This window comes from Halocella sp. SP3-1 (assembly GCF_003953885.1).
GTDB lineage: Bacteria > Bacillota > Halanaerobiia > Halanaerobiales > DTU029 > Iocasia > Iocasia fonsfrigidae.
Genome location: NZ_CP032760.1, coordinates 1,769,729 through 1,795,439, shown reverse-complemented (window position 1 = coordinate 1,795,439; position 25,711 = coordinate 1,769,729). Strand labels below are relative to the sequence as shown.

General features: G+C 32.7%; 31 protein-coding genes, 2 pseudogenes and 1 riboswitch. Of the genes and pseudogenes, 8 read left to right on the top strand and 25 right to left on the bottom strand.

The window, feature by feature from the left end; translation table 11 throughout:
* Positions 1-24: 24 nt before the first annotated feature.
* Entirely contained in the window at positions 25-303 is a 279-nt protein-coding gene (locus tag D7D81_RS08495; protein WP_125989099.1) for a hypothetical protein, read from the bottom strand.
* A 299-nt stretch (positions 304-602) separates the two neighbouring features.
* Here D7D81_RS08495 and D7D81_RS08490 point away from each other — a divergent pair, with 299 nt between their 5' ends.
* A complete protein-coding gene (locus D7D81_RS08490) occupies positions 603-911 on the top strand; it encodes a PadR family transcriptional regulator (RefSeq protein WP_125989097.1) in 309 nt (102 codons plus the stop codon).
* 78 nt (positions 912-989) lie between these two features.
* A complete protein-coding gene (locus tag D7D81_RS08485) occupies positions 990-1,688 on the top strand; it encodes a mutarotase (protein WP_125989095.1) in 699 nt (232 codons plus the stop codon).
* A 69-nt stretch (positions 1,689-1,757) separates the two neighbouring features.
* Here the strand turns inward: D7D81_RS08485 and recJ are convergent, their stop codons facing one another.
* The 4 genes from recJ to D7D81_RS08465 are packed head-to-tail and all read right to left on the bottom strand — an operon-like array spanning position 1,758 to position 9,104.
* A complete protein-coding gene (recJ, locus tag D7D81_RS08480) occupies positions 1,758-4,055 on the bottom strand; it encodes a single-stranded-DNA-specific exonuclease RecJ (RefSeq protein ID WP_125989093.1) in 2,298 nt (765 codons plus the stop codon).
* Between the two features lie 31 nt (positions 4,056-4,086).
* On the bottom strand, positions 4,087-4,899 hold the full coding sequence (locus D7D81_RS08475) for a PD-(D/E)XK nuclease family protein (protein WP_125989091.1): 813 nt from the start codon (positions 4,897-4,899) through the stop codon (positions 4,087-4,089).
* A complete protein-coding gene (locus D7D81_RS08470) occupies positions 4,886-7,114 on the bottom strand; it encodes an ATP-dependent helicase (protein WP_125989089.1) in 2,229 nt (742 codons plus the stop codon). The genes D7D81_RS08475 and D7D81_RS08470 overlap by 14 nt, the downstream gene beginning before the upstream one ends.
* Positions 7,107-9,104, bottom strand: a complete 1,998-nt coding sequence (locus tag D7D81_RS08465; protein ID WP_164522180.1) for a UvrD-helicase domain-containing protein — start codon at positions 9,102-9,104, stop codon at positions 7,107-7,109. Before D7D81_RS08465 ends, D7D81_RS08470 begins: the two co-directional genes overlap by 8 nt.
* A 427-nt stretch (positions 9,105-9,531) precedes the next feature.
* On the opposite strand from D7D81_RS08465, the gene D7D81_RS08460 reads away from it, so the two are divergent.
* Positions 9,532-9,999 carry a redoxin domain-containing protein gene (locus tag D7D81_RS08460; RefSeq protein ID WP_125989085.1) on the top strand — a complete coding sequence of 156 codons (468 nt, stop codon included), beginning with the start codon at positions 9,532-9,534 and terminating at the stop codon, positions 9,997-9,999.
* A 92-nt stretch (positions 10,000-10,091) separates the two neighbouring features.
* Here D7D81_RS08460 and D7D81_RS20265 read toward each other — a convergent pair.
* Positions 10,092-10,220: pseudogene (locus D7D81_RS20265) on the bottom strand (GNAT family N-acetyltransferase); the annotation flags it as partial.
* Between the two features lie 36 nt (positions 10,221-10,256).
* Here D7D81_RS20265 and D7D81_RS08450 point away from each other — a divergent pair.
* Positions 10,257-10,835, top strand: a complete 579-nt coding sequence (locus D7D81_RS08450) for a class I SAM-dependent methyltransferase (RefSeq protein ID WP_125989083.1) — start codon at positions 10,257-10,259, stop codon at positions 10,833-10,835.
* Positions 10,836-11,057: 222 nt separating this feature from the next.
* Here D7D81_RS08450 and D7D81_RS08445 read toward each other — a convergent pair whose 3' ends face one another.
* The 7 genes and pseudogenes from D7D81_RS08445 to D7D81_RS08415 form a co-directional block, all read right to left on the bottom strand.
* Positions 11,058-11,468, bottom strand: a complete 411-nt coding sequence (locus D7D81_RS08445) for a YmaF family protein (RefSeq protein ID WP_205739394.1) — start codon at positions 11,466-11,468, stop codon at positions 11,058-11,060.
* A 173-nt stretch (positions 11,469-11,641) separates the two neighbouring features.
* Positions 11,642-12,076, bottom strand: coding sequence for a hypothetical protein (locus D7D81_RS08440; protein ID WP_125989081.1), 435 nt, complete (start codon positions 12,074-12,076; stop codon positions 11,642-11,644).
* Positions 12,077-12,252: 176 nt separating this feature from the next.
* A complete protein-coding gene (locus D7D81_RS08435) occupies positions 12,253-12,804 on the bottom strand; it encodes a manganese efflux pump MntP (RefSeq protein WP_125989079.1) in 552 nt (183 codons plus the stop codon).
* A 287-nt stretch (positions 12,805-13,091) separates the two neighbouring features.
* Positions 13,092-13,250, bottom strand: a pseudogene (locus D7D81_RS20260) (aldo/keto reductase); the annotation flags it as partial.
* A 136-nt stretch (positions 13,251-13,386) separates the two neighbouring features.
* Positions 13,387-14,163 carry an MBL fold metallo-hydrolase gene (locus D7D81_RS08425; protein WP_125989077.1) on the bottom strand — a complete coding sequence of 259 codons (777 nt, stop codon included), beginning with the start codon at positions 14,161-14,163 and terminating at the stop codon, positions 13,387-13,389.
* Between the two features lie 62 nt (positions 14,164-14,225).
* Positions 14,226-14,366 carry a hypothetical protein gene (locus tag D7D81_RS19835; protein ID WP_205739393.1) on the bottom strand — a complete coding sequence of 47 codons (141 nt, stop codon included), beginning with the start codon at positions 14,364-14,366 and terminating at the stop codon, positions 14,226-14,228.
* Positions 14,367-14,516: 150 nt separating this feature from the next.
* Entirely contained in the window at positions 14,517-14,762 is a 246-nt protein-coding gene (locus D7D81_RS08415; RefSeq protein ID WP_125989075.1) for a hypothetical protein, read from the bottom strand.
* Between the two features lie 425 nt (positions 14,763-15,187).
* Between D7D81_RS08415 and D7D81_RS08410 the strand changes: the two genes are divergently transcribed.
* From D7D81_RS08410 to D7D81_RS08395, 4 genes are all read left to right on the top strand, one after another.
* The gene (locus D7D81_RS08410; RefSeq protein WP_125989073.1) at positions 15,188-15,622 is read left to right on the top strand and encodes a helix-turn-helix domain-containing protein; all 435 of its coding nucleotides are present in this window, start codon (positions 15,188-15,190) and stop codon (positions 15,620-15,622) included.
* Positions 15,616-15,699, top strand: coding sequence for a hypothetical protein (locus D7D81_RS20255; protein WP_353622118.1), 84 nt, complete (start codon positions 15,616-15,618; stop codon positions 15,697-15,699). The genes D7D81_RS08410 and D7D81_RS20255 overlap by 7 nt, the downstream gene beginning before the upstream one ends.
* A gap of 96 nt (positions 15,700-15,795) precedes the next feature.
* Positions 15,796-16,413, top strand: a complete 618-nt coding sequence (locus D7D81_RS08400) for a RhiA family protein (RefSeq protein WP_125989071.1) — start codon at positions 15,796-15,798, stop codon at positions 16,411-16,413.
* Between the two features lie 75 nt (positions 16,414-16,488).
* Entirely contained in the window at positions 16,489-17,106 is a 618-nt protein-coding gene (locus D7D81_RS08395) for a RhiA family protein (RefSeq protein WP_125989069.1), read from the top strand.
* Positions 17,107-17,193: 87 nt separating this feature from the next.
* Here D7D81_RS08395 and D7D81_RS19830 read toward each other — a convergent pair whose 3' ends face one another.
* The 12 genes from D7D81_RS19830 to rsgA all read right to left on the bottom strand — a co-directional run bounded on the left by D7D81_RS19830 (position 17,194) and on the right by rsgA (position 24,857).
* A complete protein-coding gene (locus D7D81_RS19830) occupies positions 17,194-17,364 on the bottom strand; it encodes a winged helix-turn-helix domain-containing protein (protein WP_205739392.1) in 171 nt (56 codons plus the stop codon).
* Complete coding sequence (locus D7D81_RS08390) at positions 17,348-17,695, bottom strand: response regulator (RefSeq protein WP_205739391.1); 348 nt, start codon at positions 17,693-17,695, stop codon at positions 17,348-17,350. The genes D7D81_RS19830 and D7D81_RS08390 overlap by 17 nt, the downstream gene beginning before the upstream one ends.
* A gap of 149 nt (positions 17,696-17,844) precedes the next feature.
* Positions 17,845-18,222, bottom strand: a complete 378-nt coding sequence (locus D7D81_RS20375) for a DUF3795 domain-containing protein (RefSeq protein WP_125989067.1) — start codon at positions 18,220-18,222, stop codon at positions 17,845-17,847.
* Positions 18,223-18,616: 394 nt separating this feature from the next.
* On the bottom strand, positions 18,617-18,916 hold the full coding sequence (locus D7D81_RS08380; RefSeq protein ID WP_125989064.1) for a class I SAM-dependent methyltransferase: 300 nt from the start codon (positions 18,914-18,916) through the stop codon (positions 18,617-18,619).
* A 108-nt stretch (positions 18,917-19,024) separates the two neighbouring features.
* Positions 19,025-19,675: a 3,4-dihydroxy-2-butanone-4-phosphate synthase gene (gene ribB, locus D7D81_RS08375; RefSeq protein ID WP_125989062.1), complete on the bottom strand. Its 651-nt coding sequence runs from the start codon at positions 19,673-19,675 to the stop codon at positions 19,025-19,027.
* 112 nt (positions 19,676-19,787) lie between these two features.
* A riboswitch (FMN riboswitch) is annotated at positions 19,788-19,938 on the bottom strand.
* 49 nt (positions 19,939-19,987) lie between these two features.
* A complete protein-coding gene (locus D7D81_RS19505) occupies positions 19,988-20,146 on the bottom strand; it encodes a hypothetical protein (RefSeq protein WP_164522178.1) in 159 nt (52 codons plus the stop codon).
* 167 nt (positions 20,147-20,313) lie between these two features.
* Positions 20,314-20,940 (bottom strand): LysE family translocator, encoded by a 627-nt coding sequence (locus D7D81_RS08370; protein ID WP_125989060.1) that lies wholly within the window; start codon positions 20,938-20,940, stop codon positions 20,314-20,316.
* Between the two features lie 334 nt (positions 20,941-21,274).
* Entirely contained in the window at positions 21,275-21,520 is a 246-nt protein-coding gene (locus D7D81_RS19825) for an HI0074 family nucleotidyltransferase substrate-binding subunit (RefSeq protein WP_205739390.1), read from the bottom strand.
* A 36-nt stretch (positions 21,521-21,556) separates the two neighbouring features.
* A complete protein-coding gene (locus D7D81_RS19820; RefSeq protein ID WP_205739389.1) occupies positions 21,557-21,703 on the bottom strand; it encodes a hypothetical protein in 147 nt (48 codons plus the stop codon).
* Between the two features lie 117 nt (positions 21,704-21,820).
* Positions 21,821-22,663, bottom strand: coding sequence for a DNA adenine methylase (locus D7D81_RS08360; protein WP_125989058.1), 843 nt, complete (start codon positions 22,661-22,663; stop codon positions 21,821-21,823).
* Between the two features lie 421 nt (positions 22,664-23,084).
* Entirely contained in the window at positions 23,085-23,696 is a 612-nt protein-coding gene (locus tag D7D81_RS08355; protein WP_125989056.1) for a GNAT family N-acetyltransferase, read from the bottom strand.
* Positions 23,697-23,825: 129 nt separating this feature from the next.
* Positions 23,826-24,857, bottom strand: a complete 1,032-nt coding sequence (rsgA, locus tag D7D81_RS08350) for a ribosome small subunit-dependent GTPase A (protein ID WP_125989054.1) — start codon at positions 24,855-24,857, stop codon at positions 23,826-23,828.
* Positions 24,858-25,711 lie beyond the last annotated feature (854 nt).

The window sequence follows — 25,711 nt, the reverse complement described above, 5'->3', positions numbered from 1 at the left end:
ATTTTTCTTTAAGCCGATAATAAATTAACCAGCCCTCTGGATCAATATCACCAGACGTTCAAGTTGTTCATTTGAAGCAGTAAACTTCATCTCCTCGATTATCTGAGCAGTCATTTCTATCAAGTCATTTTTAGTGCGCTGCAAGTTATTATTAATCTCGCGGTAAAAAACCTTAAGTAATAAGTATAGTGCTATTTGATGGGTATAATCATTTAATTCACCTAGATCCATACCCTGACCCAATCTGGAAATAGCAGCTGTCTTTTTCAATCGTTCATATAATCCAGTACTCGCTTCATCCATAAAATCACCTATTGTTAATGCAATTATTTTTAATACTACTATACTTGCAGAGATATATTAATCTTATCAGATTTATCCTGTTTGCAGACTACTCTACTCTAATGATATTTTACATCAAACCATTAGATCTTGCAATTCTTTAACCAGATTATCTATTAACCTTTTTATTTTTCCATACAATTCGGGAGTCAATGAGCAAAAGCTGTTTCACTTGACAATAATTATATCTAAGTATACAATATTGTTGTACGATATCGTATTTAGATAATAATAATTTAACTAGATGAGGTGTAAACCAAGTGAAGAACAGAATATTACGAAAGATGTTTTTAGCCTTTATGAGGGTCCATATCCTACATCATGCCAAACAAGAACCCTTTTTTGGCCTCTGGATGATAGAAGAACTACAAAGCCATGGTTATAAAGTTAGTGCAGGAACCCTCTATCCCATTCTCCATAAAATGGAACAAGATGGAATACTGGAGGCCACTGAAAAAACTATTGAGAGTAAGGTCAGAAAATACTATTCACTGACCAAAGATGGTGAAGAAATTCTTAATGAAACTATAGAAAAAGCCAAAGAACTGTTTAATGAAATTATTGAATAAAATCATCTCTTTAAATAATGGGCAGATCGAAAATGTAGAAAACAGAAGGACGTAAAATTATGGAGGTCGAATTTATAAATGAATAATATACAGATGATTTACAATTCCTTATGGAAAAAATCAAGTACAAACTTTAGAAATAATATAGTTGAACTTGATAATAATTTAAACAGGAAATCAAAAGACAAACGCCGGGGTATTAGCTTAATTGGGAGGCTGGATAGTGAAATCATAAGAAAAATAATGGATTTCCTGGGTCATTGCCAATTATTAGAGCCTGATCAATATTATTATCAAGCAGAAGATATCCATCTAACAATTCTATCAATTATTTCCTGTTATGAAGGATTCAAGCTTAATAATTTCCCCAGAGAAGCTTATGGTAAAATAATAGCAAAGTCAATTAATGAACAAGCTGAGCAGGGTCCTATAAAAATTTCATTTCAAGGGATAACTGCTTCTCCCTCCTGTATTATGGTTCAGGGATTTCCTCAGAGCAACAGACTAAAATTATTACGGGAATGTTTAAGGGACAACTTTAAAAGTTCAAGCCTAGAAAATTCTATTGATCAGAGATATAAACTGGAGACTGCTCATTCTACAGTCATTAGATTTAAAAAACCATTGGCCAGTAATAAACCTTTCCTCGATCATTTAAAAAGTTATAGGGAATATGATTTTGGGGATTGTCAGCTTAAAAAGCTTGATTTAGTTTATAATGACTGGTATATGAGCAGTGCAAAACTATCTCAAATCAAGACTTTCCAATTAGAATAAACCTATTTTTCTACTTCCAGGGAAGTACAAAACACATAAGTCTTAGCCAGACTTGTCTTTTAACTAAAATTAACCAATCAAATTTTTTATAATTGATAGATCCATTGAAAGGATATATTTTATAAATGACCTTGTTTCTGAAATAAGATCTTTGATATTTTTAAGGTACATTTTATTTTCATGCTTTACCTTGCCTTCCCCATTTCTAACAATATAATATCTGGGATTAAAACTATTTAAACTAATATATCCTTTAGCCTCAAGGTACTGCAGACCTGCCACAATAGTACTCTCCAGTTGACTGGTTAGTACGGCTATTTGATAGACATCTAGCTGTCCACCTTTTTTATTTATTATATACTTTATTAAGCCAGTCAGCTGCTGCAAAAAAGTACTACCAGTAATATCAATTTTTGAAAAAGCCAGCACCAGTTTTGCAGGTCTATTGGTATAGATTAATTCCCTAAATATCTCCAGTGAAGGTGGACAGCTTAATAAAACCAGGGTCTTTTTATCAGTCAGCTGATAACGGTTAATTATCTCCTTATCTTTTATCTTATTTATTCCCTCATAATAATAAGCAGCATCAGCAAAAACAGGTAGCTCCAATTTCTTGCCCTGCCAGTTTCGGTAATCAAGCAGCTCAAATTCCAGACCATTACTTTTTTCCACTACCTCTTCAACTTGTCTGTTTTCAGTCAAGATATCATCAACAAGCAGTTGTAGTATTCTTTCTCCCTGAAAATCATTGATGTCCAGGGAATAGATTAGATCAACTTTCTTAGCCAGTTTCTTCTTGCCAGCCCACCACCAGATAGCAGAATGTTGCACTCCATTCTGGGCCAGAATCAAACGCAGATGGCGATCACCGCTAGTAGTCCTACTATGAATAAGTTCTGTATCATAAGCGATAAATTTAGGTTTTGGATTCTGTTCCCCAAAGGGGGCCAGTCTTCTTAAAGCATAATAATCCTTCTTGCCAACTTTATCCAGAGATAATTCCCCATCAATATCAATCACTCGATCTGTTTCTTTTTCAGCTAACTCTTTAGCTAAAAGACTACTTATATTCTTACTAAAACCGGTCAGATTGTCTCGTTGCAGAGAAAAACCAGCAGCTCCAGCATGGCCACCATATTTAGTCAGATATCTTTCGCATTCTTTTAACTGCTGAAAAATATTAATACCGGGAATAGAACGGGCAGAACCAGTCACGGTCTGACCATCATCTTTCTGACACATTAATAAAACTGGAACCTGGTAATCCTCACACAACCTGCCAGCAGCAATACCAATAACACCTTGCTTCCAGTGAGGACGATATAAAACAATCGACTTCCTGTCTCTGTTTTCTCCCAGCATCTCCAGGGCTTCCTCAATTACTTTATCCTGTAATTTTTTCCGGCGCTGATTAACTGCTTCCAGTTCTATAGCTTTTTTCCGGGCTAAAAATGCTTCATCTACTAACAATAATTCTACTGCCATATCTGCTTTTAATATTCGACCAGCGGAATTAAGCCTAGGTGCTATTCTGAAGGCAATATCTTCTTCAGTCATATTTTGGGGATCAGCTATACCGGCCACTTTAAATAATTCAATTAGACCAGGTCTTTTCGTATTAACCAGTTCTGGTAAACCTAGCTGTAAAAGGTAACGGTTTTCTTCCAGTAAGGGGACCACATCAGCAACAATGGCCAGAGATAATAAATCCAGAAAATCCTTGCTTTCCTCTTCCCTTCCCAGTCTCTTCAAAATTGCAACAACTAACAAATAAACCATACCGGCCCCGGGAATATTAAGGGCCTGATGATCCCCAGCCAGTAGTTTAGGTGAGAGAATAAGGTCAGCTGGCGGAAGTTTATCTGGTAACTGGTGATGGTCTGTTACGATTACCTCCAGACCCAGTTCTTTAGCCAGAGCAATCTCTTCCTGATTGGAGATACCACAGTCACAGGTAATAATTAAGTCTACTTCTCCGGCCAGTCTCCTGAGCACTGCTTTATTCATCCCATAACCCTCTTTAAATCTATCAGGTAGATGGTATACAGCCTGCCCCTTTATTTTATTGAGCAGATCCAGCAGAATCACCGTTGAGGTTACACCATCTACATCATAATCACCATAAATACAAATCTTTTTCTTAGCTTTAACTGCAGTTAATATCCTATCCACGGCCTCTTCCATCCCGGGAAACTCAGCTGGAACAGTTGCCTGATAATGTTCAGGATCCAGAAAACGTTTGACTTTTTCTTGGCTATTAATGCCTCTCTGTAATAATATCCTGGCCAGTAGCTGATTACCATCCAGCTCTCGCTCTAACCATTCCGGTATATAGATATCTTTTTGATAATTAATTGCTGTTTTCATTCTATCCCCTCAACCATTCCTCTGTATTAAGCTAAAACTGTATTTCTTCAATAATCTCCCAGTCCAGCTCCAAATCCAGGTCATCTTCTTCCAGTACTATTAATTCCGGTTTTTTGCCAAAGCAGATCGGCCGGTATTCACAATGTTTACAGATCTTTTCATCATTAATTGCCTTAAAATCAGCATAGTTTAAATTCTTGATCTGAGTTATTTTCTTAGTTAAAAATTCTTCATCCTCTGCAAATTTTCGCCGGTTATAGTCAACAGTTTTTATATTCTTAGGAAAACGCGGATTCCAGTAAAGCAGACTAATGTTAGCAGGCTGTAAATTACTACCAGGAAAATACTGATTACCGGCTTTAGTAAGCACATAGAGGTAGACAATACTCTGCAGATTATTATTGAATTTATCTTCTTCACTAAATGGTCTTTTATTTGTTTTCCAGTCATAGATAATAAAACGGTTGGCAGTCTTATCCAGGTATAATAAATCAAATTTTGCTACCAACTTGATACCATCCCGGTTAATACGAAGCTCCTGTTCAGGATAAAAATCATCCCTTTGATTATAAGGCCGGAATCCCCGCAGCCGTTTAAACCAGTCTTTCAAGTCAACTGTCAGCAATTCTGCTGTCAATTCTTCACCCCGGGCATAGTAACGCTGGGCCAGGCGGTGAAATAGTTTACCTGTTTCGATTACTTCCCGCTGTTCAAGATCTCCACCCCAGTCCTGAGGCCAGAATAATCCATCCCGATAGCGGCGGCGAAATTTCAAAGGGCATTTTTCATAGATAGCCAGGGCTGATTGACTGAAATATAATTGCTTTAAATTAGTGCTGAGCATAGGCTTCCCTCTCCTTATCAATAAAGTTACTTAGTGCTAAAAATGGTCTAGCTGGTTTGACCTGTTTACTGTCCCCATTGTCATAAATAATCTCGCGGTGGGCAGTTAAGAGCAGATTCTTTTTAGCCCTGGTGATAGCAACATATAACAAACGCAGTCGTTCCTTGATAAACTCTATATTAGCTTCCTGCTGTGGATCAACACTTTCTCGGTCATAAATTAGATTTTCCAGACTGGCCTTAGCATTTGCCACCGGATTACTATAATCATCTTCTAAATAATAATATTCAGAACGGAATTTATCCTCAACAGATGAGGGGAAATTGTCATTGGTCAGATAAGTGATATAGACCGTATCCCACTCCAGTCCTTTCGATTTATGAAAAGTAGTGATAGTTATAACACCAGCTTGGGGTTCATAGCCCTTCCGTTCATAAATCTTTCTGGCAAACTGACGAAAGGAATTTTCCAGCCGGGGTAATTCATCAGCAATTTCGTGGAGTTTCCAGTGGGGATTACTATCTAGCTCGGCCTTGATTTGCAGAGCTATATTCTGGGCTACAGCCAGTTCCTCTTCCTTTAATCTCAGCTGTTCAGCTATTAGTAAAATAAGTTCATCAGGGGGTAATTCCACACTGGCATCGATCCATAACCTGAGCCGGTTCAGAGCTTTTACCAGTTCAGCCAGCATCTCTCCCGAGACAATCCCCCGGGCATATTCCTGGAAACGCACAGAACCCCCTATTGGATAGACGATTTCTTCGACGCTATATTTTTCAGAGAGCTGGTCAAGAAAATCCAGGTCCTTTCCCTCTTCCAGATAATCTATTAATAAGACCTCTTTTAGGATCTCAATTAAGACTTTCTGCCGATTGGGTTCAGCCAGATAGTAAAGTACCCTTTTAAAATCCTCGATAGTCTTCAATTTTTCCTGCAGCGGTTCATTTAAACTCTCATATTTAACACCCTGCTCTTCCAGCTCCTCGATAATTTCCTCCATAATATAATTGGCCGGTACCAGAATAGCTACTGTATTCTCAGGATTTTCTTGAACATGCCGGGCAGCTAAACGGGTGACATTCTTCATTTCATCCCGGGAAGTGTTAAAAACTTTGTTGGCAATAGTATAACCATCTGTCTGCGGATTGGGATAGGGGTCATCAGCTGCTACCGGATAGATATATTTTTCTTCCAGGGCCTCTTTACATTCCTGCTGGGGGTGATCATTTACTGTCCATTTAACTAAATAATTGGCCAGTTTGATAATCTCCTGACTACTTCTACTGGAATAGAGGATCGAACGTTTAGCAATATCATTTCTGGCAGTAAAATTCCTGAATATCTGGGGATCTGCGTTAGTAAAGGTACCCATGATAGCCTGGTTGGAATCACCCACCCTGACCAGATTCCCTTTTTTTCCGGCCAGTAAGGAGAGTATTTTCCCTAATAGTAGATTGGAATCCTGGGCCTCATCTTCAAAGACATAGCTATATTTCTCCTGCATCCTGGCCAGTAACTGCTGATCCTTTTCTAATAGATGCAGGGCCTGCATAGCCAGGTCATCAAAATCCAGTAAACCCTGCTTGTGCATAATCCGATCATAATTTATATAAATGGAAAAAGCCCAGTCCAGATAGCTATTCTGCCGATAATTTCTTCTAAGTTCACTAACTTGGTCGCGGTTTAGCCCGTGTAGTTTAAACTGGCCGATCATAGCTTTAATTAAGGCGGGGAAATGATCTTCTTTCCAGCGTTTAACTGCCAGTTGATAACCCTGGCTATTAGGATCATAATCAAAATACTTCAAAAATGTTCTGCTATTATCCCTGATCCACTCTTCAATTAACTGCTTAATTAATCTACCTCTCAGGGCAGGTTCGATGATATTAAATTGATCATTGATCAATAAGAATTCAGGTTTTTCTTTTAAGATATTCAGGGCCAGTGAATGTAAAGTCCGGACTTCATACCCCCTATTTCTGGATAGACCCCGTTCTGCCAGATAATCACCTATTTTTGCTCTGAAATTGGAGACCGCTGAATTCATATAGGTTACAATTAATATCTTACCCTTCCCCGTCCACCCTTCTTCGATCAGATTAGCAGCCAGATAGGCTAAAACTGTAGTCTTACCGGCACCAGGTACAGCCGGCACAGCCATATAACCCTGACGGAAGTCAGCAACTTCAATCTGTCCCGACCGTAGTTTAATCATTTGACTTCACTCCCTGATCTCCTGCCTGCAGCCATTCATATAGCTGTCCTTCCTGTTCCCAGCCCCTGCTGTTGAGATAACTATCAGCCAGACAAAGACCATCTGTAGCCTTACTCAGGATACTCTGCAGATTGGCTATTAACTGTTCTTTACGCAGTTCCTGGTCTGTTTGATCATCCCAGTTATTCTTTTTCTTCCACTGGGGTGAGAGGATATAGGGATTAAATAGTTCTTTGGCAATACTTCTAAACCAGTTCTCACTGGAAATATCCAGCCAGAAAAGATATTTTACCTGGTCTATATCAGGGGAGAAAAGAAATTTATAGGGGGTTGAGAGGACTATCTTCTGCTCTTCTTCAGGGTAGTTATATAAAACCTCAGCTGCCAGGGTACCATTATAGATCATATCGATAAAGTGTCTGCCCAGCTCCTCTTCAGGAATATCCTTGAAGTTTTTAACTACCTTCTTAAATTTAGTAACCGAATCGATCATCTGCCGGCAGGCCAGGATATCTTCCTGGGATGGTGTCAGGGGTGATAGTAATTCAGCAAAGACCAGTTGAAAAAAGTGTTCCAGTTCCAGATCCTGTGTTTGTTTTTCTCTGAGCCATTCCTGTAAGTAATCATATTTAGCTGAATTATCGAATCCTATTCTGGATCTGAGCTCGAGCTGGTCCAGATCAGGTAACTGCAGATTATTTTTAAATATTTCATCGGTTAAGGTAGCACTTCTGATCGGATCTAATTTTAGGACCAGACTCAAGGTCTGCTGCAGTGAAGAATAGGTCAGCTGGGCACTCCATGCGGGATTGGCCAGTAAAGTCAAAGTAATTAAAGCCTGGGAAAAGGGGATATCTACCAGGCGTTTTGATCTGGTTAGATTGAGCAAAGAATACCCCTCTGCTCTTAGATAGCGTTCCAGGGTAAATTCCATAACCTTATCGATCAAGGGAGCAATGATAGCTATCTGGTCAGGGGCTGCCCCCTGCTCCAGTAGTATTAATATTTCCTTAACTGTGTCCAGCAACATATCTCCCCTTAATTCACTGTTAATCTCTTTTTTAATGAAACCATTACCTGATAGTTCTTTATTTTCAAAGACGGTCTGATAGATAGAGCTGGCCAGTTGACGGGCCGCCTTAGAAGAAGTATATGATTCCTCTAATTCTTTTATTTCACATAAGGGGAAGAAGACTTCTTGGGCCAGTTCTGCATTACCACCGAAGAATTTATTAATCCCTTCTTCGGGATTATATGTTAAATAGCTTTCTTGACAATTTTTTAATAAAAACAAAATCAGCTTCTGGGCTGAAGGTACAGTTTTTTCCAGGTTATCGACCAGGAGATATTGGAATCTATCTCTTAACTGTTGCAGGTATTCCTTATTGGCCAACAGTTCTTGATTATATAGATCTACCATTAAAGAATAGTCGAGAATCCGGTTATCGATACAGAACTTACGGAAGGTCTTCATAATGGCAATAGCTTCATTGAGTACCACGATTTTTTCCTGATCATCTGCAGCCCAGATTAATAGTCTCTTCTCTAATTCTTCCAGAGAAAGGTTGTTCATAGCAGCCTGGTTGAGATTATCTATTAACTGCACTGCTATCTGAGCCGAAGTCGCACTGATATAATCAAAAATATCCTTATACTGTCTATTCTTCTCTACATATTTACTCATTAAATAATGTGAGGTCTCTACATTCATAAAGGTAGGATCTATGGTGGTATAACCACCAGGCAGTTTTATCTCAATCCAGGGCCAGTAAGCAGAGATCTCACTTTGTACAAAACTAAAATAGGTATAGACATTTAACATACCCATGGTCTCCAGATCAACTTTTTTGCGCCAGTCCATCTTACTGGCAGCATTCTTGAGCAGGACTAGACATCCATCAGTTCCCTGAGTACTACCTATTTCTTTGTATTTATTTAATAATTGTGTTGTTTTTCCAGAACCAGTTGGGCCAGAGTAAATCGTTTTCATATTTATACACCTACTAAATGAATCATTTTCACCTATTAAGAACATTCAAATTCTCATTAAAATCTAAATCAAGATCAAAGCCATCTTCAGCCTCTCCCCGGGCTACAGAGCCAAACTCTGATTATTTGTATATGTTTTTAAAATCAAATATGAAATTTTTAAAAAATGAACAGAAAATGTATTTCGCAAAAACATAAATTCCTTCAAAAATTATATACTTATATTATCATTCAATTTGAAGATATTCAAATATATTAACCTATTGTAGCCAGTGAGATATACACATCTTCTCTATAATATTTAACCTCAGGGGTTAATTTATAACTATTTTCCCCCTAAACATATTTACATTGCTTTTTTCATAAAAAAATTTGTTTAGGATATTCTATATAAATGGAAATAGATAAAAAAATGAAAGGAAGATTCTATGGAGCCAATTGCCGTAGGTACAGAAGCACCTGATTTTACAGTAAAGGATAATAAAAATCAAAATATAAGCTTATCAGCTTATAGAGGAAAAAAAGTACTCCTTTCCTGGCATCCACTAGCCTGGACACCGGTTTGTACAGACCAGATGCGGGCATTGGAAAGCAACTGGCAAAATTTTAAAAATCTCAATACTATTCCCCTGGGCTTCAGTGTAGATCCCCAACCATGTAAGGAAATATGGGCAAAAGCACTTCTAATAGAAAATGTCAGCCTTCCGACTGACTTCTGGCCTCATGGTAAAATTGCCCGAGATTACGGAATATTTAACGAAAGTAATGGAGTATCTGAACGTGCTAATATCATTATCGATGAGAATGGCAAGGTAATGTGGCTTAAAGTTTATCCTTCAGGAGAACTACCCGATATTAATGAAGTTCTACAGGTTTTATCAGGTAATCAATCATAATTGAACTCAACTCTTAAGATATAGCTTCAATTTGAAAAATCAGAACTACTTTTATGTTTATTAAATACACAACACTCATATACGGACACAAATTATATTTTTTTATAAAATCCTGTTTTAACTTCTCTATCAAACCCCGCTTTTTCGTAAAACTTTAAAGTTGATTCTTTTTTGGAACCAGTTAGTAACATTACTTTATAACAATTATTTTCCTCACATATTCTGCCCTCTTAGATAATATAGGGGTGATAAATAGCATGGAACTTTCTCCTCGACTATACAACTGGCTTGTCCGACCAACTCGGTATAACAAAAAATTTACTTTAAAAGTCTTCCAAAATAAATTTGAATTTAAACATAAAAAAATCCTTGATTTTGGCTGTGGAATTGGGTCTAATTGTTTCATTACCAAACCCCATAGTTATTTGGGAGTTGACATTGATAAGAAAAGGATTAATTATGCAAAATATAATAATCCGGAATATAGGTTTGAAATTTTTAATGGCAAAATAAATACTCTTGATAATTCAATTGATATTATATTGATTATTGCTGTTTTACATCATATATCAAATGAGAAAATTACAACTATTCTTAATGAATTCAAGCGAATTTTAAAAGATAATACCGGTATTCTGATCGTTTTAGAACCCTGTCTCTGGGAAGAAAACCTCTTCAATAATTTCTGTATGAAGATTTTAGATAGGGGTAAATATATTAGAAAGCAAGATGAATATCTTCAAATATTTAAAGAGCAAAACTTCAAAATTAATGAAATAGAAAAAATAAAAAAGCTATCATATAGAGAGATTCTTTTCTCAGCCTCACTATTGTAATTAAGATCGCAAAATTATAATCAAAAACTTTTTTACCTCTGGATAACAATATTAAATCCCCTGGTTAATTCCTGGGGATTTAATATTAAATTAATATAATTTTGAGATAAATTTTTGATTAACAATTGACTAACAATACTCGGGATTTGATGGTTAAATCTACATCCCAGCTCCAAATTTTGAACTTTATTTTCTATAGGCTGAAAAATAAACTATTGATACTTAATTAGGAACAAGAGGGTCTTCTATCAAAGTTACTGCCTGTAAATCATGGTCATGGAAGAAATCACATGAGGTTGTTCCAACTATAGCGTGTACATGACCTATAAATTTATTATTATCATCAAAAATTGGTATTGCTAGACCAGTCATTAATTCAACTCGATGAAAATGATTTAAGAAAAAGTCAGTATTAGTACATATAATATGAAAATGGCTGTCTTTGACAGGTTTTACTGGACCAGTAACTCCAGCAAATCTATGATTATGCAGCAATTCCTCTCTTTTTGGCGGTGAAGCCAGCATAGTACTTCCTAAAAATTCATGAACATGAGTCTGAACTTCTCCACAATCAATATTTATCTCCATTCCAGTCTTTATATTTTCAGTAACATTATTTTTTTTATCTGACATTAAACTCTCCCTTTCGTTTTCTTTATTATATGAGAGTTTTTACAAAAAAGTTCAAATTTTGATATTCTTTTTAAATTACTAAGTATTTAATTTGTAATTCTCATCAATAAAACATGTATAAAGGTTTACTTTCTTTCCTTAAAACATTAACTGATAAAGATAATATACTGTCTTTATTTTAATCTAATACCACCAGATCTAAAATAAACATGAGCAGCCAGACTGTACCATAAAATAGATATAAAAGGGGCTATATATAGATATATTTCTACATATTCAAATAGACCTAGTTGATTTAACATTAATCCAGTCCCATAATTAAGTGCCGAAAAACAGATTATATATGTAATTAAAAATCCTTTTCTGACAGGTAATAAATAAAAGAAAATCATAAAAACAAACATACCAGTTAGAGGTGTCCAGAATGGGAATAAACCTAATATATTAAATGATCCCATATCCCTATATCTTACCAATCCTATATATCTTAGAAAAGTAACTACTATTACCTCACCAACACCTCCAAAAATCATGCCATATAGAAAGTAATGTTTATATTCCTTTTTTGGTATTAAAATTAAAGCTAAACCAGCAACTATCAAGGACATTAAAATGTAAATATAATTAGTATTAAAGAATAACACCCCCCTATATTTGCTTAATAAAATAATCCATCTTGTATATTATTTTTACAACTAGACATTGTTTATTATCATCTTCCATCAACATTATTATTCTAGATAAAACCGATGTGTAATGGAATGGGGTTCTGATTTTAAAAAACCTACATAATCATCCTTATACCAAAAAATACTAAAATTATGCCTCCTATATAAGCTGAATACTTCTCAACCAGGCTAAAATTTCTAATGTGTTTAACTGTTTTCAACGAAATAAAGGTTAATACCAGTGTTACAGCACCTACAATTAGTGAATTAATAAACAGTATATAAATAGGATATTTATATAAAATTGAAAAACCAACACCCAGTGCATCAATACTAACACTAATACTTAATACTATATATTTCCAGAAGTTTAAATTATAGCAAGTACATTCCTCTTCATTCTTATAACCTTCTTTTATCAGTAAAAAACCTAAAATCAATATAACTATCCCACTAAACACCCCGGAAATTTCAAATAAATTACTATTAATAAAATTACCAAATATTCCTCCCAGGAAAACAAAAAGGCACTGAAAAAGTCCAAAGGAAAACACAATTGAAGCCCCTTCCTGTAAATTTAGCTTTTTTCCGCAACCTACCCCCATTGCTACCCCAAAGGCATCAAGTGATAAAGCCAATCCAAAAATAAAAATCTTATCTACTAACATATAAATACCCCCAATTTATAACTAATATTTTTTAACATAAAAAAAGACCTGCTGATACTAGTAAAAGTACCAAAGGTCTCGTTAAACAGAAGAATATACACTGCCAGTAAAACCAGGCTTTAGAGCCACTATGTTGATTTCACCTAACAAACTACTCCCCAATGCTATTATTGGAATCTCTTATTTAGTTATTTATTACAAAAGATATTATATATTAATATTAAGGGGTTGTCAACAATGTTCTGTCTTTTCTTGATAAAGAAGAAAATGTAATCTCTAGTTGTTTAAACCAGCTTATTGTGCTTCTTTGCCACCTCATAGCATTTTCCAGATTGAATGCTCTCATTATCCCAATCCAGATAGTTTAACTGTAACTGAACAAAATTTACTTCCAGATGTGCTGAAAGGATTTCATCTAACAAATCGGCTGTATCATGAAAAGAAAAATCGTATACATGAGATAACGTAGACCATTCTTAGGTCATTTATTTTGTTCATTATAAAGACAGGTATATTAACAATTCTTTTGATTTCTGCAGCAAGATCGACTGTCTAATTTGTTATTTGAAGTATACAGAAACTTTATAGCTTAATTTTAAAAGAACTATATTCATGCAATCCACTACCATGTTTCAGCAAGTCTTTTTCTTTTAACTCTTCGAAAGCTTGTCTTATTTCTATTATGAGTTTTTTATTAACAACAATATCATTATGACCAGGTAATATCTTATCTACATAATCTAATTTGCTGATCTTTATTATAGATTTATAATAATCATTTGGGTTAGTACTTGGGTAAAAAGCATATAATGTTCCTTTATAAAGCAAATCTCCAGTATATAAATAACCACGTTCTTTTTCATATAAACATATATGACCAGGTGAATGTCCTGGTGTATGTAATACTAATAATTCCCTATTCCCTAAATTTATTTTTTCGCCATCATTAAGTATATACCTCGGTTCTCCCGTAAATATATCATAATCATTTACATTAAAGTTTTCAGGCAATAATTCTTTTCTAACTCCTTTTACTAAATTTATTTTGATATTATCAATCGGAACTGGAATACCATTCCTCATCCATTCAACATCATTTTCATGAACACTAATATTATCAAATAAACTATGACCTCCAATATGATCCCAATGCACATGAGTAGTAATGACTTTTACAGGTAAATCAGTTAGACTATCTGTAATTTGTTTTATATTACCTATACCTAAACCCGTATCAATTAAACATGCGGTTTTATTTCCTAAGATTAGATATGAATGTACTTTTTCCCAATGATTATATTCACTTATTGCAAATGTTTTATTATCAACTTCTTCAACGGTAAACCAGGTTGCTTTCAAAATATCCCCCCAAAAATAATTCTTTTAGTTTCTATTTCTAATCTTCTTTAATTCCATTTCTTCTAAATCACTAGAAATCCACCATTTATTAGTATGTCTAGTCCTAAAAGTCCATTAATATCTTTATAATCAAGTCTTGAAAAATCCAGATTAATGTTTTCACAAACATAATCATCTAAAACTATTTTATCTATATTTTTCATAAATCTACTCTAATTCCAATATCATCTACTATCTCCTGTGAAATTAAAGATTTAGTAGCTCCGGTATCGAGAACAATATTATTTGTTTTGATCTTCCCTCATAAACTATTTTTATAGTTGTAAATATTAAACCAGCTCTATATTCCAACTTCATTGGATAACTCTCCTTAATCCTAATCCGTCTCTTATTTCCAAAACAATATTTTCTTTTGATGTATGATAAACTAAAGTGTTATTTTTTGAATTTAATAATTCTTTGGTTGCGTTTGATTCATTGACAGGTTCTATAACAGCTACATCATCAACAAATTGTTTTCTCCTTTCAGTATGAGAATCTAGAACTTCTATCTTCACAAACTGATCAGGATATAATTTTCTAACATCTTGCCATTTCATAATTTATTACCTCATGTTTATTATAACATGTTTTAAGATTTTAAAAAAATATTCCCGCTTATAAAGCTGATTTTATTGATAATGCGTTTATCTTCCTTTGTGTGAAAATGCTACATCTTGTAATTAGAGGAAAAACCTCAATATAATTTCCCACAATTTTATTTAATTTTTCTCCTTTAATATTTTAGAAAATATCATAATATGATAAAATATCCAAAAATAATAAAATATAACACACTAGTATAAAACTACTCATTAATCTTTATTTGATATTCATATTCGTACCCATAGTTTTAAAGCTGCACTTCCTGGTATATTTTGATAATTTATCAAATTAATGGGTTTACAAATTAAGTGCTTTATACGTTATTAATTAATAAAAAGATTATATTTTTTCATAATATGTTAGGAGGTGAAAATCTAAATTGTTGGATATAATTAAAAAAGCAAATAAAGGTGATGAAGATTCATTGGTTAAACTACTGAATATATTTGACCCATTAATAAAAAAATGCAGTTTTCAATTACCCTATGAAGAAGCAAAAACTGATTTAATTATATTTTTTATTGAATTAATTAGAGACTTTAAAGTGAAAAATTTCAATCACAATGGACAAGCTGTAAATTACATATCTAAAGCAATCCATAACAAAAAAACAGACTTGTATAGAAAATATAAAGAAACAAACAGAGAATTTATTATGAATTCATATGTTTTAACGACTAAGGCTTCTGAAAAGGATACTGAAATAATTCTTAAAATAATACTAAATTCACTTGTAATAACTGATTTACAAAGAAATATTCTAAAAAAAAATTTATTGAAGGTTATTCAGAAAAAGAGATTGGAAAAATGCTAAATGTATCTAGACAATCTGTAAACAGAGCCAAAAATAGAGCCTTAAAGAACATTAGGGAATATTTGATTAATAAATGAGTCTAATAAGGTAAATAAAACAAAATAATATTTATATAATACATACTTTATCATTAGGTCAAAAATTAAAAACTACAAGCGAAGGGAGGTGAAACAATGGACCAACGGACAATAACAATCATAAATGGTGGAACATTTAGGGGGAATATATCAATTTTTCAAAAACAACCTGATTTAGAAGCTATAGGCGCTATGTCTCTTGCCTGGCTGACAAAAGGGACTAACCCTGGCACAAAATTAGAATTTAATTGGGTTGAAGATTACTGGTTTATATGGTCAGAAAAAAATGTATTAGAACCAGAAGTTGTTTTTAGTGCTTCTCAAACTATACCGGCTAATTTAAGAACAAATAATAAAATAACATTAGAAAAAAACAAATATGGATATTTCTTTACAAACCAGGTTACTGATACAATGCATACAGGCCAATTAATAATTGAAGAAGACAATTCGATACCTGGTAATGAAGCATCTATAGGAATTGGTATGTCAGGCATTGGAACATTAGTCTGGTCAAGCGAACCAAATGTAGATTTAAACATACAACCAAAACCACAGTATTGGGTATGCTATGGGACATTTAACCAAGGAGAAATTTTAAATACTCAGCAACTTGTTGACCGGGCTATCCAGATTGAATTTCCTACTAATAAGTACAATGCGATTGTCACTTTAAGTTCAAATAATACCTGGGAAAATATTATTTACAATTAAAGGTCTATATCTTTTTAGACTTGCTTTATTAGGGAAAAACATATCCCTAAGTATATTAAATAAGGAGGAATTAAAATGGCAGAATACAAATTGACCGTAAAAAATAAAGGAACATTTAAAGGTGATCTAGCTGTTTATCAAAAACAACCTGATTTAGAAGAAATGGGTGCTATGAGTCTTGCCTGGTTCACAAAGGGATCTAATCCAAACACTGAAGTGGAATTCGGCTGGAATGTTAATTATAATTTTGTATGGTCAGAAGAAGGGGATTTAAAACCAGGAGTCATTTTTAAAGCAACACAAATTGTGAATACAGATGTTAAGGCAAATAATAAAATAGAGCTAGATAAAAATAAATATGGGTACTTATTTAAAAATCAAGTTACTGATTCGATACACTCCGGGGAATTAATTATAGAAGAAAGTGGATTAATTCCAGGTGGAGAAGCTTCTGTTGGTATAGGTATGTCAGGTTTCGGAACTTTTATATGGGAAGCTGAACCAAATGTAGATTTAGTTATACAGCCAAAACCACAATATTGGGTAACCTATGGTATATTTGATCAAGGTGAAATATTAAATACACAACAGCTGGTTAATAAATCACTTAAAATAGAATATCCTATGAATAAATATAATGCAACAGTAACTTTAAAATCTGATAATACCTGGGAAAGTATTATTTATGATTAAATAGAATAACCCTACTTTTACTATAATACCCTCCCACCAAAATACTTGTTTAGTATTTTGGTGGGAATTTCTATAACTATAAATCATTTATTTAGCAGCTTCAAGATAATCATCACCCCAGACCTTGTTTAATATCTGTTTCTTTGTATACACCTTTCCTGGATCAGCTATTAGTAATTTTAAAATCTTAAATTCAGTAGATGTTAATTTGATTTCCTCTCCATCTTTATATACCAGATATCTAGCCAGATCTGGCAATAAGTTCCTCCATTGAAAAAGGCTTTGTAATATAATCATCAGCTCCAATCCTCAGACCAAGAACCCTATCAACCTCACTATCCTTAGCAGTAAGCATAATAATAGGGATATTTGCCCTATCTCTGATCAATTTACAGACTTCAATACCATCAATACCTGGCAGCATGATATCCAGTATTACCAGATTATACTCTCTTTTTTTAAATAACTTCACAGCCCTCTCTCCATCAGGAACTGTATCAAGCCGATAACCTTCTCTACTTAAATATTTTACAAGTAGTTCCCTTATTTCACTTTCATCATCAGCAAAAAGGATTCTTATATCTTTCATAAATTCACCAACCTAATTATGTGTTTTAATTTCCGCTTAAATAAAGATAAAGCTTAAACAGTAAAACAAAATATCATTCAATCTATTTACTTCTACTTATTAGTCGTTAATCAGTAAAATCTTTCAGTCTTAATAACATTTATTTAACTCTATTTACCGTTTAAAATCATATCAATAATATCATCTTCTGTGTCAGGCAGATCATAATCACCTGTTAATTTACCTGGATAATGATATACAATACCTCTTTTCTCGTTTTTATCAAGACAGTCTAAAAGATATTCTACACTATAATATTTAATAAATTTTGCAAAAGCCCTTATCCTTATCTTATCTAACATACTTCCTCTGCAGGGAAATTCATTGCATTTCCAACATCCTTCTAATCCCTTCGTTTTACAACACTGAAAGTTTTTACAGCTATCCTCATTTTCACAATCTCCGTTCCGACATCCAGCACAATTTTTATTTTCACTGCAAACAGCACAAGCCAGACCACAATATGCAATCCCTTTTTTTCGATCCATATTTACACCCTCAAACACTATCCCTTTATTTACCAACACAGATAGTTCTTGATTTTTGATAATGTAACAATTGTAAATAACTATACTTTATGCAAACATACTTTCATCTTACAAATCTATACCATTAATTCGCCTATCATAATTCGTAAAAATATCCTTTAGCTGAATTATTATATTGTAATATTTTGCTAATTTATATAAATTGTATTACAACTTTTATATGTTTGTCAATTATAAAGTCCTATTATTTAGTAATAAAATAAAAAAAATCTCTCCTCTTCAGCTGTATTCACACCAGAACATATCAGTTACTTAGAATACTGGCCAGAAAGCAGAGACCATTAACAATTTATTATTTATCAATATTAGATTTTTTCTTACTAAAGGATGTAAATCATAATTCTTCCATTGGAACATTCTTATATTCAATTTTATCATCACTGTATTCTTTTTTGGCCTTTTCTATCATATTTTTTGATATATCAATTCCTATTACTTTTTTAGCACCTTTATTTATATACCATTTACAGTTCTCACCATATCCACAACCTAAATCGAGAATTGTTTTATTATCTAAATCCGGAAGTAGTGACCTAAATGCAGGGATTTCTAAAACTTCATTTAATCCTGCATTATTTTCTCTCAATTTTAGATAAGAATTATAAAATTCATTATTATCATATATATTTTGCATTAAAATCTCTCCTTATAATGAAGGCACAGCAATAATTTGCTGTGCCATTCCTGGTTTTTATAAATTACGTCTGTTCTATATTTTACAAATTAATTGAACTTAAAATGACTATACTAATTTCCCATTTAACTTACGATATTGAATAATATCTTCTATAGATACCACTGGTAAATTATTTTTTTTCGCAAAGTCTACAATCTCTGGAAGCTTAGCCATACTTCCATCAAGATTAGTCAATTCACATAAGATTCCTGCCGGTTTATGTCCTGCCAGTTTCATGAGGTCTACTGTTCCCTCAGTATGACCTTTTCTAGTAAAAACCCCTCCCTCTTTTGCGCAAAGAGGAAAAACATGACCAGGAGAACACAACTCTCCCTTTTTACAGTCGGCTTTTACTGCAGTATGAATTGTAGTTACCCTGTCAGAGGCCGAAACACCTGTTGTTACTCCAGAAGCAGCTTCAATTGATACAGTAAATGCAGTTTGATATTTGCTGGTATTATTAGTAACCATCTGCTTTAAATTCAATTGGTCTAATTTTTGTTTTGTCATACATAAACAAACAATACCACTACATTCTCTTATTAACATAGCCATTTGAGATACATTAATCGTTTCTGCCGGAAAAATAAGGTCTCCTTCATTCTCTCTGTCCTCATCATCTACTAGCAAAATTCCATTATTGCTCTGCAAACTATCCAAAGCGTTTTTAATCCTTTCCTCTGAGTTTCCAAATTCTGTTGTTAATAAATCCATCATAATACCCCCTAAATTTAAATTATATTCTCAGGGATTATGATAAAAAATAGAAATACTATAAATAGATATATGTAGGTAACTATTCTTGACATAATACTAATTTACAATAATATTCCATCCTCTTTCATCCGGACTTTACCGTCGGCCTTGGATTTTCACCAAATCTGCTGGCTTTGCCAAATAAATGGCAAACGCTTGCGGGCTTGTATACTAATTGTATACTTACCGCCGATAGGGAATTTCACCCTTCCCTGAGAATTTACTTCAATTATAATCCTTTCCTAAACTAATTTCAACTTCAGTTAATAATTCTCAGAAAAATATACCTCTAATTTCATTCATTAATAATCTCTCTCTTTCTTCTTTAATCCGTTTTTTATCTATTCTCTTAAACAATATTTTTGCATCCCGGATAGGGCTTTTTGCCTCTAGCTCTATATATAACCACTCAGCCCTATCTAAATTTATCATATCTCTAAGCTTTTGAGATGAAAGAGGTAAAAATGGGTTCAGTAAATTAGATAGGTTAACAACACTAAATCAATGTTTCATATAAATTTTGGGGTGTAAGGAGTAGTCAGTGGGTATAAGGGGGCAGGGTTGAAAAGTTGTAAAATTAAATAATAATCATCCGGGCCTTAAGATTTTATCCTTATTATTTTTATAATTCTCATTATTCCGTAACCCATTAATACTAACGCGACTAACATGTTAGCTATTTGAACAATCAATGGGGAAATTGATGATTTTAATATTGTTATAATAAGTATAGAAAAACTCAAGAAAAGTGGGGTAGCAAATCCTGCTGATAATCCAAATGCTATTAACTCTTTTTTTGTTAAAGAATATTCAACTGACCTTGCTGCAAAAACACTAGTCCAAAATAGAATTGTTAAAGGACTAGATATTGTCAATATAAATGCTGAAATAAAACTTTGATATACATTTGATGAATGGTTTATAGTCATATTTATATCAACAGAATCTAAAACACTTACTGCCATATAAAACCCAAAACCAATAAGAACAACAGAACTTATAAATACCAAAATTTTTTTAACCTTTTTTTTTTCTAATAATCTACCTATTCCAGCGATAGCTAATACGATATATAAGTAATCCACAATTGTTACAGCAAAAACTGCAAACAATCCATCTACTAAAGATTTTTGAAGGGCAATATTAACTAGAAAGAAAAACACAGGTCCTATTGCTATTTGTAGAATTAATCCTGTTGTTAAACCTCTTAAAATTACTTTTGCCATTTGATACTTCCTTTCAAATTTTATTTTCGTAAAGGATCAATGCCACGCAATATTTCCTTCAACAGTTCATATTAATTATACCATTTTTTTACTTAGTTTTCATACACTCTGACATTACACCTTTATTGTTTACTAAATCTGTTGAAAGTTGGTTTAAATCTTGGAGGCATGCTTTGGTTACACTTTAGTAGTCAAAATAGAGCTAGCTTTAATAAGAAAAGCCCCTGGATTAAATCCAGAGGCTTTCCCTAATTTATCGTCTATTTTATCTTTTAGTTCAGGATAATATCTCATTAATTTTTTTTCATAATAAATTTTTCCTTTCTCACTACCTCTACTCTATTTCTTTTTCTATAGTTTTGATGAATTTTTTAAAAGAATAAATATATTTATCCTTTACATTATTAAAGATTTCTATAGCCGTTTCTTTATCATAGGTATGCGATGTTCTATTTCTATCCTGGAGCATTTCTAACCATATTTCTCCATCCTTTATCAAACCTACCTTGAAAGATTCTTTGATAGCTTTCCTGGGACTAATAGCCTCTAGATTTCCATTATATTCAAGATAAGCTTTCATAAGCTTCCAGGATAATTCATATGTAAATTCAAATCTCTATATTGCTGCATCTAAAACTATATCATCTTTACGATAATCTCTCTTAATACTTTCATCCAATTTTTTAAAAACATTCTTTAAATTGAATAATTTACCCTTTATTTTATTTAATGTTACCATAATCTCACCCTTTTCATTAGACAAAAATATCGTTTTGAGCCATTCTCAGCTTTTCGGACACTATTTAGTGAACTATAATGCCTTGGCTTCCCCTGTTAGAACTTTTATGGTCAAACTTTGTCATTAATCTCACCTTTTATTTTAATAATTTCTAACCAATACTTCCTTTACTTCTCCCCGGCTGCTTGCATCTGAATTTATACTTCTATTTGCTCCAACATAATCAATTTTATAATCCTTATGATCATACAAGTCTATTATAAATTTCGCACTTGAATTAGATAATAAAAATCTGCAGCCGCGTTTATTTAATTTATCACATAATTTTCTTAGACGTATTTGATCCTTTTCATCAAAACCATCTAATGTATAACCTGTAAAAGATGATGTATCAGACAGGGGATGATAAGGGGGGTCAAAATAAACAAAAGCCTGCTTTCTCATACCTTTAATAGCTTCTTCAAAGTCTACATTTAAAATAGCTATATTATTATTATTAAGATAATAACTAACCGCTCTTAATACTGGTTCATTTACTATACTGGGATTTTTATACCTACCAAAAGGGACATTAAACTCTCCAGAACTATTAACCCTAAATAAACCGTTAAAACAAGTCTTATTTAAGTATAATATCCTTGATGCCTTTTGTACATCAGTCATTCCATCAAATTCATCTGTTCTATCTTTAGCCCTCATTTTATAATAATAATCTTCTTCATTCTTATGTTGTTTTAAATCTTCAATAAGTTCTTCTACATTATTTTTTATCACATTATAAACATTATACAAATGTACATTAACATCATTTATAACTGCCTTGTTAGGTTGCAATTCAAACAAAACTGCACCACCACCCACAAAGGGCTCATAATATGTAGAAATATTCTCCGGTATATATTTTTTGATTTCGTCAATTAATTGTCTTTTCCCACCAGCCCATTTTACAAAAGGCTTCACTAAGTTATTTTTTTTTCTTTCCATTTCCATGAACCTCCATTTATTAGTACGTTTACTACCATTATAGTACTGTGATTTATTTTGCCTTGCTAATACAATATTTCAATATCAAAATATAGTTTCCTGCATTAACCTTATTAATTACAAGAATATTGAAGACTATTACATAAAATACGCCATGCTATGGCTGAAAGAGATTCTAATTATATTTTATCCGATTTTATTGATCATGATTGTAATAAATTTTAGCATTATATAACGTTCCTGTTATGACGTACCTGTGCCGTTAGGCCTGGCAGAAAGCTCACCATCAAATTTATCTCCATCAGTAAGTACAAACTTTATAATAATTTTTAGAGATTCCGTTTTACGGAATCTCTAAATAATCAAATATATATTGATATTTTAAGGAAACACAGACAATAATTGTGATCATAATTATCGTCTATTTTAGTTGAGTATCTATAATGTGTTTTACCTTATACGGAAACTCCTTCTCAAACAATTCCAATTCTTCACTTTGTATTCGGAACACTGGATCATCAAAGAATTTACCTTGTATTCCGTTTAAACTGTCATCATAAAGTTCTAACACCATAAACGCATCAAAATTCTCACCTTGTGCTGTTTGAATGTTATATTTTTCAGCATTTTCAAACCCAAAACGTCGGTAATAATTTGGATCTCCAAATATTACAACTGCCTTATAACCTAATAATTTTGCTTTTGAAATGGATTGTTTTATTAATAATGAGCCAATTCCTCTTCCTTGATAAGAAGGTAATACCCCTAAAGGTCCCATACATAAAACTGTAAATTCTTGATTTTGATTGTTCATTATCTTTGCCTTTGAATAAACAATATTACCAACAATTTTATTGTTATCACATGCAACTAAATCTAATTCCTCTACAAAAACAGAAACCTGCCTAAGCTTATGAAGTACTAAATGCTCATCACATCCAGGTTTATAAACATCCCAAAATGCTTCTCTAATCATATTTTCTGTTTCGCTATAATCTTCCTGAGTTTCTAATCTAATTAATATATTTTCCATATTTTTTCTCCTTAGTATATTATTTTTTTGAAAATTCCACATTAAAAGTTTAATGCTTTTAACTAATACAATGGCACTATACCTCTTTCTCAATAAAAAATGTTATTCAATTTTAATATTTTTATTAACTTATAATTTTCCAAGTGTCGTCCATTTATATTTTTCTGCCGCATTAGCCCCTCGTTCCTTCTTAATCTCCATATATTTCATTTCTCGTTGAAGCTTCTTGTAACTATTAAACCTTTTTTGTGTAATGATTCCTTCTTTAATAGCATTCTTAATTGCACATCTGGGCTCAGAATCATGCTGACAATCATTAAAATAACATTCTTGAGCTAATTTTTCTATATCTGTAAAACTATCACTCAATCCTTCAGAAACATCCCATAATTGAATTTCTCTCATTCCTGGAGTGTCAATAATGATTCCACCTTCTTCTAAAAGAATCATCTCCCGATGAGTAGTAGTATGTCTTCCCTTTCCATCATCTTTTCTAATATTATTAACCTTCATCTTTTCCTTACCGAGTACACTATTAATCAAAGTAGATTTACCTACTCCTGAAGAACCTAATAAAGCAACAGTATCTCCTTTTTTAAAATATCTTTTCAATTGCACAATACCCTCATTTTCTAAAGCAACAATTACATAAACCGGAACTCCCAAAGCAATAGCTTCTACTTCACTCTTTCTAGCCTCAATATCATCACATAAATCAGCCTTATTTAAAATTACAACAGGATTAGCGCCACTATCCCAGGTAATTGTCAAATATCGCTCTATTCTCCTTAAATTAAAATCTTGATTTAAAGAAGTAACTATAAAAACAGTATCAACATTAGAAGCTACTATTTGCTCTTGAGCTTTACTTCCCGCTCTATTTCTAGAGAACTTACTCTTTCTAGGTAAAATATCATGAATTATAGCCCGCTCTCCTCCAATTTGTAAATCGACAACTACCCAATCACCTACTACAGGAAATTTATTGTTATAACGCATCTTTCCTGTTATCTCACCTAAAACTTCTCCTATTTCAGTATATAGCTTATAAATCCCCTTATACTCTACAGCAACTCTGGCTACTTGATAACCTCCTTTATTATTAATTTGATTGAATTTATTTTCAAAATCTTGATTCCAACCTAAATCTGCTAAACTCAATGTATTTCCCTCCCTTTTTATTCCAACAAATGCTTAGAAAGTCCATCTCTCTTGTATTTTTCACTCAACACTACTTACCCATTACTGTCTCGCAATTTCACCAGTCACTTCTCTTTGATTTACAATCATAGTCATCACTCCTTAATTAATTAAAATAAGATTTATTTATAAGCAAAAAGCACAAAAGCCATGGGCTAAATAAACCCATGGCTTAGATATTCATCCAGAATAGATCCCTCTTAGCCAATAAAATTATTTTCAAAAACAGTAAGAGGTTATTATATAGAACTAATAAAAAATGCTACGGGCTAATAAACCCATAGCATAAAAATAACGTACTATATAATATATAGCTATCTATAAACAAGAGTTTATTAATCTAAAACTATACTTTCTTAAGTCTTAATTTAAGTATTAAAAAATAAACCCACTAATCCCTGGGATTTTAAAAACTTAAAAAAGAATAGAATATTTAATTTACTAGATTAATAAACCAACTTGCATCAAAGCACTTCCCTTGTTTATATTTATTACTACAATACAATTATAGCAATATCTTGTTTAATTGTCAATTATAAAGTTCTATTGGCTGTTGCAATTAAGTCTGGTAAATCAAGAAGTTTTATGATAAGATTATTTTGCATTTGCTAGACTCCTTTTTTGAATTTTAGTCACAACTATTTAATTCAACGGAGTCAGGCAAATGCCTTTTTATTTTGATTTACAGTTTTTTCTTCACAACATTTAATTATACAACCATATTTTTTGATTCATTCTTACTAATAATAAATTATACAGATAATTATTACACACTTTTCTTTTTAAAAAATAATATATACCAGACAATAATATGG

What these genes read in the sequence shown, in the direction of transcription:
- ribB (WP_125989062.1), bottom strand. Translation starts at nt 19,675, where the DNA reads ATGATGGATTTATTAACAACAGAATTTGGAAACTCAGAGGAAAGGATT.
- D7D81_RS08445 (WP_205739394.1), bottom strand. Translation starts at nt 11,468, where the DNA reads ATGTCAGATAAAAAAAATAATGTTACTGAAAATATAAAGACTGGAATG.
- D7D81_RS08485 (WP_125989095.1), top strand. Translation starts at nt 990, where the DNA reads ATGAATAATATACAGATGATTTACAATTCCTTATGGAAAAAATCAAGT.
- D7D81_RS08390 (WP_205739391.1), bottom strand. Translation starts at nt 17,695, where the DNA reads ATGAAAGATATAAGAATCCTTTTTGCTGATGATGAAAGTGAAATAAGG.
- D7D81_RS19835 (WP_205739393.1), bottom strand. Translation starts at nt 14,366, where the DNA reads ATGAAAAATATAGATAAAATAGTTTTAGATGATTATGTTTGTGAAAAC.
- D7D81_RS08495 (WP_125989099.1), bottom strand. Translation starts at nt 303, where the DNA reads ATGGATGAAGCGAGTACTGGATTATATGAACGATTGAAAAAGACAGCT.
- D7D81_RS08450 (WP_125989083.1), top strand. Translation starts at nt 10,257, where the DNA reads ATGGAACTTTCTCCTCGACTATACAACTGGCTTGTCCGACCAACTCGG.
- D7D81_RS08355 (WP_125989056.1), bottom strand. Translation starts at nt 23,696, where the DNA reads ATGGAAAATATATTAATTAGATTAGAAACTCAGGAAGATTATAGCGAA.
- D7D81_RS19825 (WP_205739390.1), bottom strand. Translation starts at nt 21,520, where the DNA reads ATGAAAGCTTATCTTGAATATAATGGAAATCTAGAGGCTATTAGTCCC.
- D7D81_RS08460 (WP_125989085.1), top strand. Translation starts at nt 9,532, where the DNA reads ATGGAGCCAATTGCCGTAGGTACAGAAGCACCTGATTTTACAGTAAAG.
- D7D81_RS08475 (WP_125989091.1), bottom strand. Translation starts at nt 4,899, where the DNA reads ATGCTCAGCACTAATTTAAAGCAATTATATTTCAGTCAATCAGCCCTG.
- recJ (WP_125989093.1), bottom strand. Translation starts at nt 4,055, where the DNA reads ATGAAAACAGCAATTAATTATCAAAAAGATATCTATATACCGGAATGG.
- D7D81_RS08465 (WP_164522180.1), bottom strand. Translation starts at nt 9,104, where the DNA reads ATGAAAACGATTTACTCTGGCCCAACTGGTTCTGGAAAAACAACACAA.
- D7D81_RS08370 (WP_125989060.1), bottom strand. Translation starts at nt 20,940, where the DNA reads ATGGCAAAAGTAATTTTAAGAGGTTTAACAACAGGATTAATTCTACAA.
- D7D81_RS08435 (WP_125989079.1), bottom strand. Translation starts at nt 12,804, where the DNA reads ATGTTAGTAGATAAGATTTTTATTTTTGGATTGGCTTTATCACTTGAT.
- D7D81_RS08440 (WP_125989081.1), bottom strand. Translation starts at nt 12,076, where the DNA reads ATGTCCTTGATAGTTGCTGGTTTAGCTTTAATTTTAATACCAAAAAAG.
- D7D81_RS08395 (WP_125989069.1), top strand. Translation starts at nt 16,489, where the DNA reads ATGGCAGAATACAAATTGACCGTAAAAAATAAAGGAACATTTAAAGGT.
- D7D81_RS08470 (WP_125989089.1), bottom strand. Translation starts at nt 7,114, where the DNA reads ATGATTAAACTACGGTCGGGACAGATTGAAGTTGCTGACTTCCGTCAG.
- D7D81_RS08360 (WP_125989058.1), bottom strand. Translation starts at nt 22,663, where the DNA reads ATGGAAAGAAAAAAAAATAACTTAGTGAAGCCTTTTGTAAAATGGGCT.
- D7D81_RS20375 (WP_125989067.1), bottom strand. Translation starts at nt 18,222, where the DNA reads ATGGATCGAAAAAAAGGGATTGCATATTGTGGTCTGGCTTGTGCTGTT.
- D7D81_RS19505 (WP_164522178.1), bottom strand. Translation starts at nt 20,146, where the DNA reads ATGATAAATTTAGATAGGGCTGAGTGGTTATATATAGAGCTAGAGGCA.
- D7D81_RS08400 (WP_125989071.1), top strand. Translation starts at nt 15,796, where the DNA reads ATGGACCAACGGACAATAACAATCATAAATGGTGGAACATTTAGGGGG.
- D7D81_RS08380 (WP_125989064.1), bottom strand. Translation starts at nt 18,916, where the DNA reads ATGCAAAATATATATGATAATAATGAATTTTATAATTCTTATCTAAAA.
- D7D81_RS20255 (WP_353622118.1), top strand. Translation starts at nt 15,616, where the DNA reads ATGCTAAATGTATCTAGACAATCTGTAAACAGAGCCAAAAATAGAGCC.
- D7D81_RS08415 (WP_125989075.1), bottom strand. Translation starts at nt 14,762, where the DNA reads ATGAAATGGCAAGATGTTAGAAAATTATATCCTGATCAGTTTGTGAAG.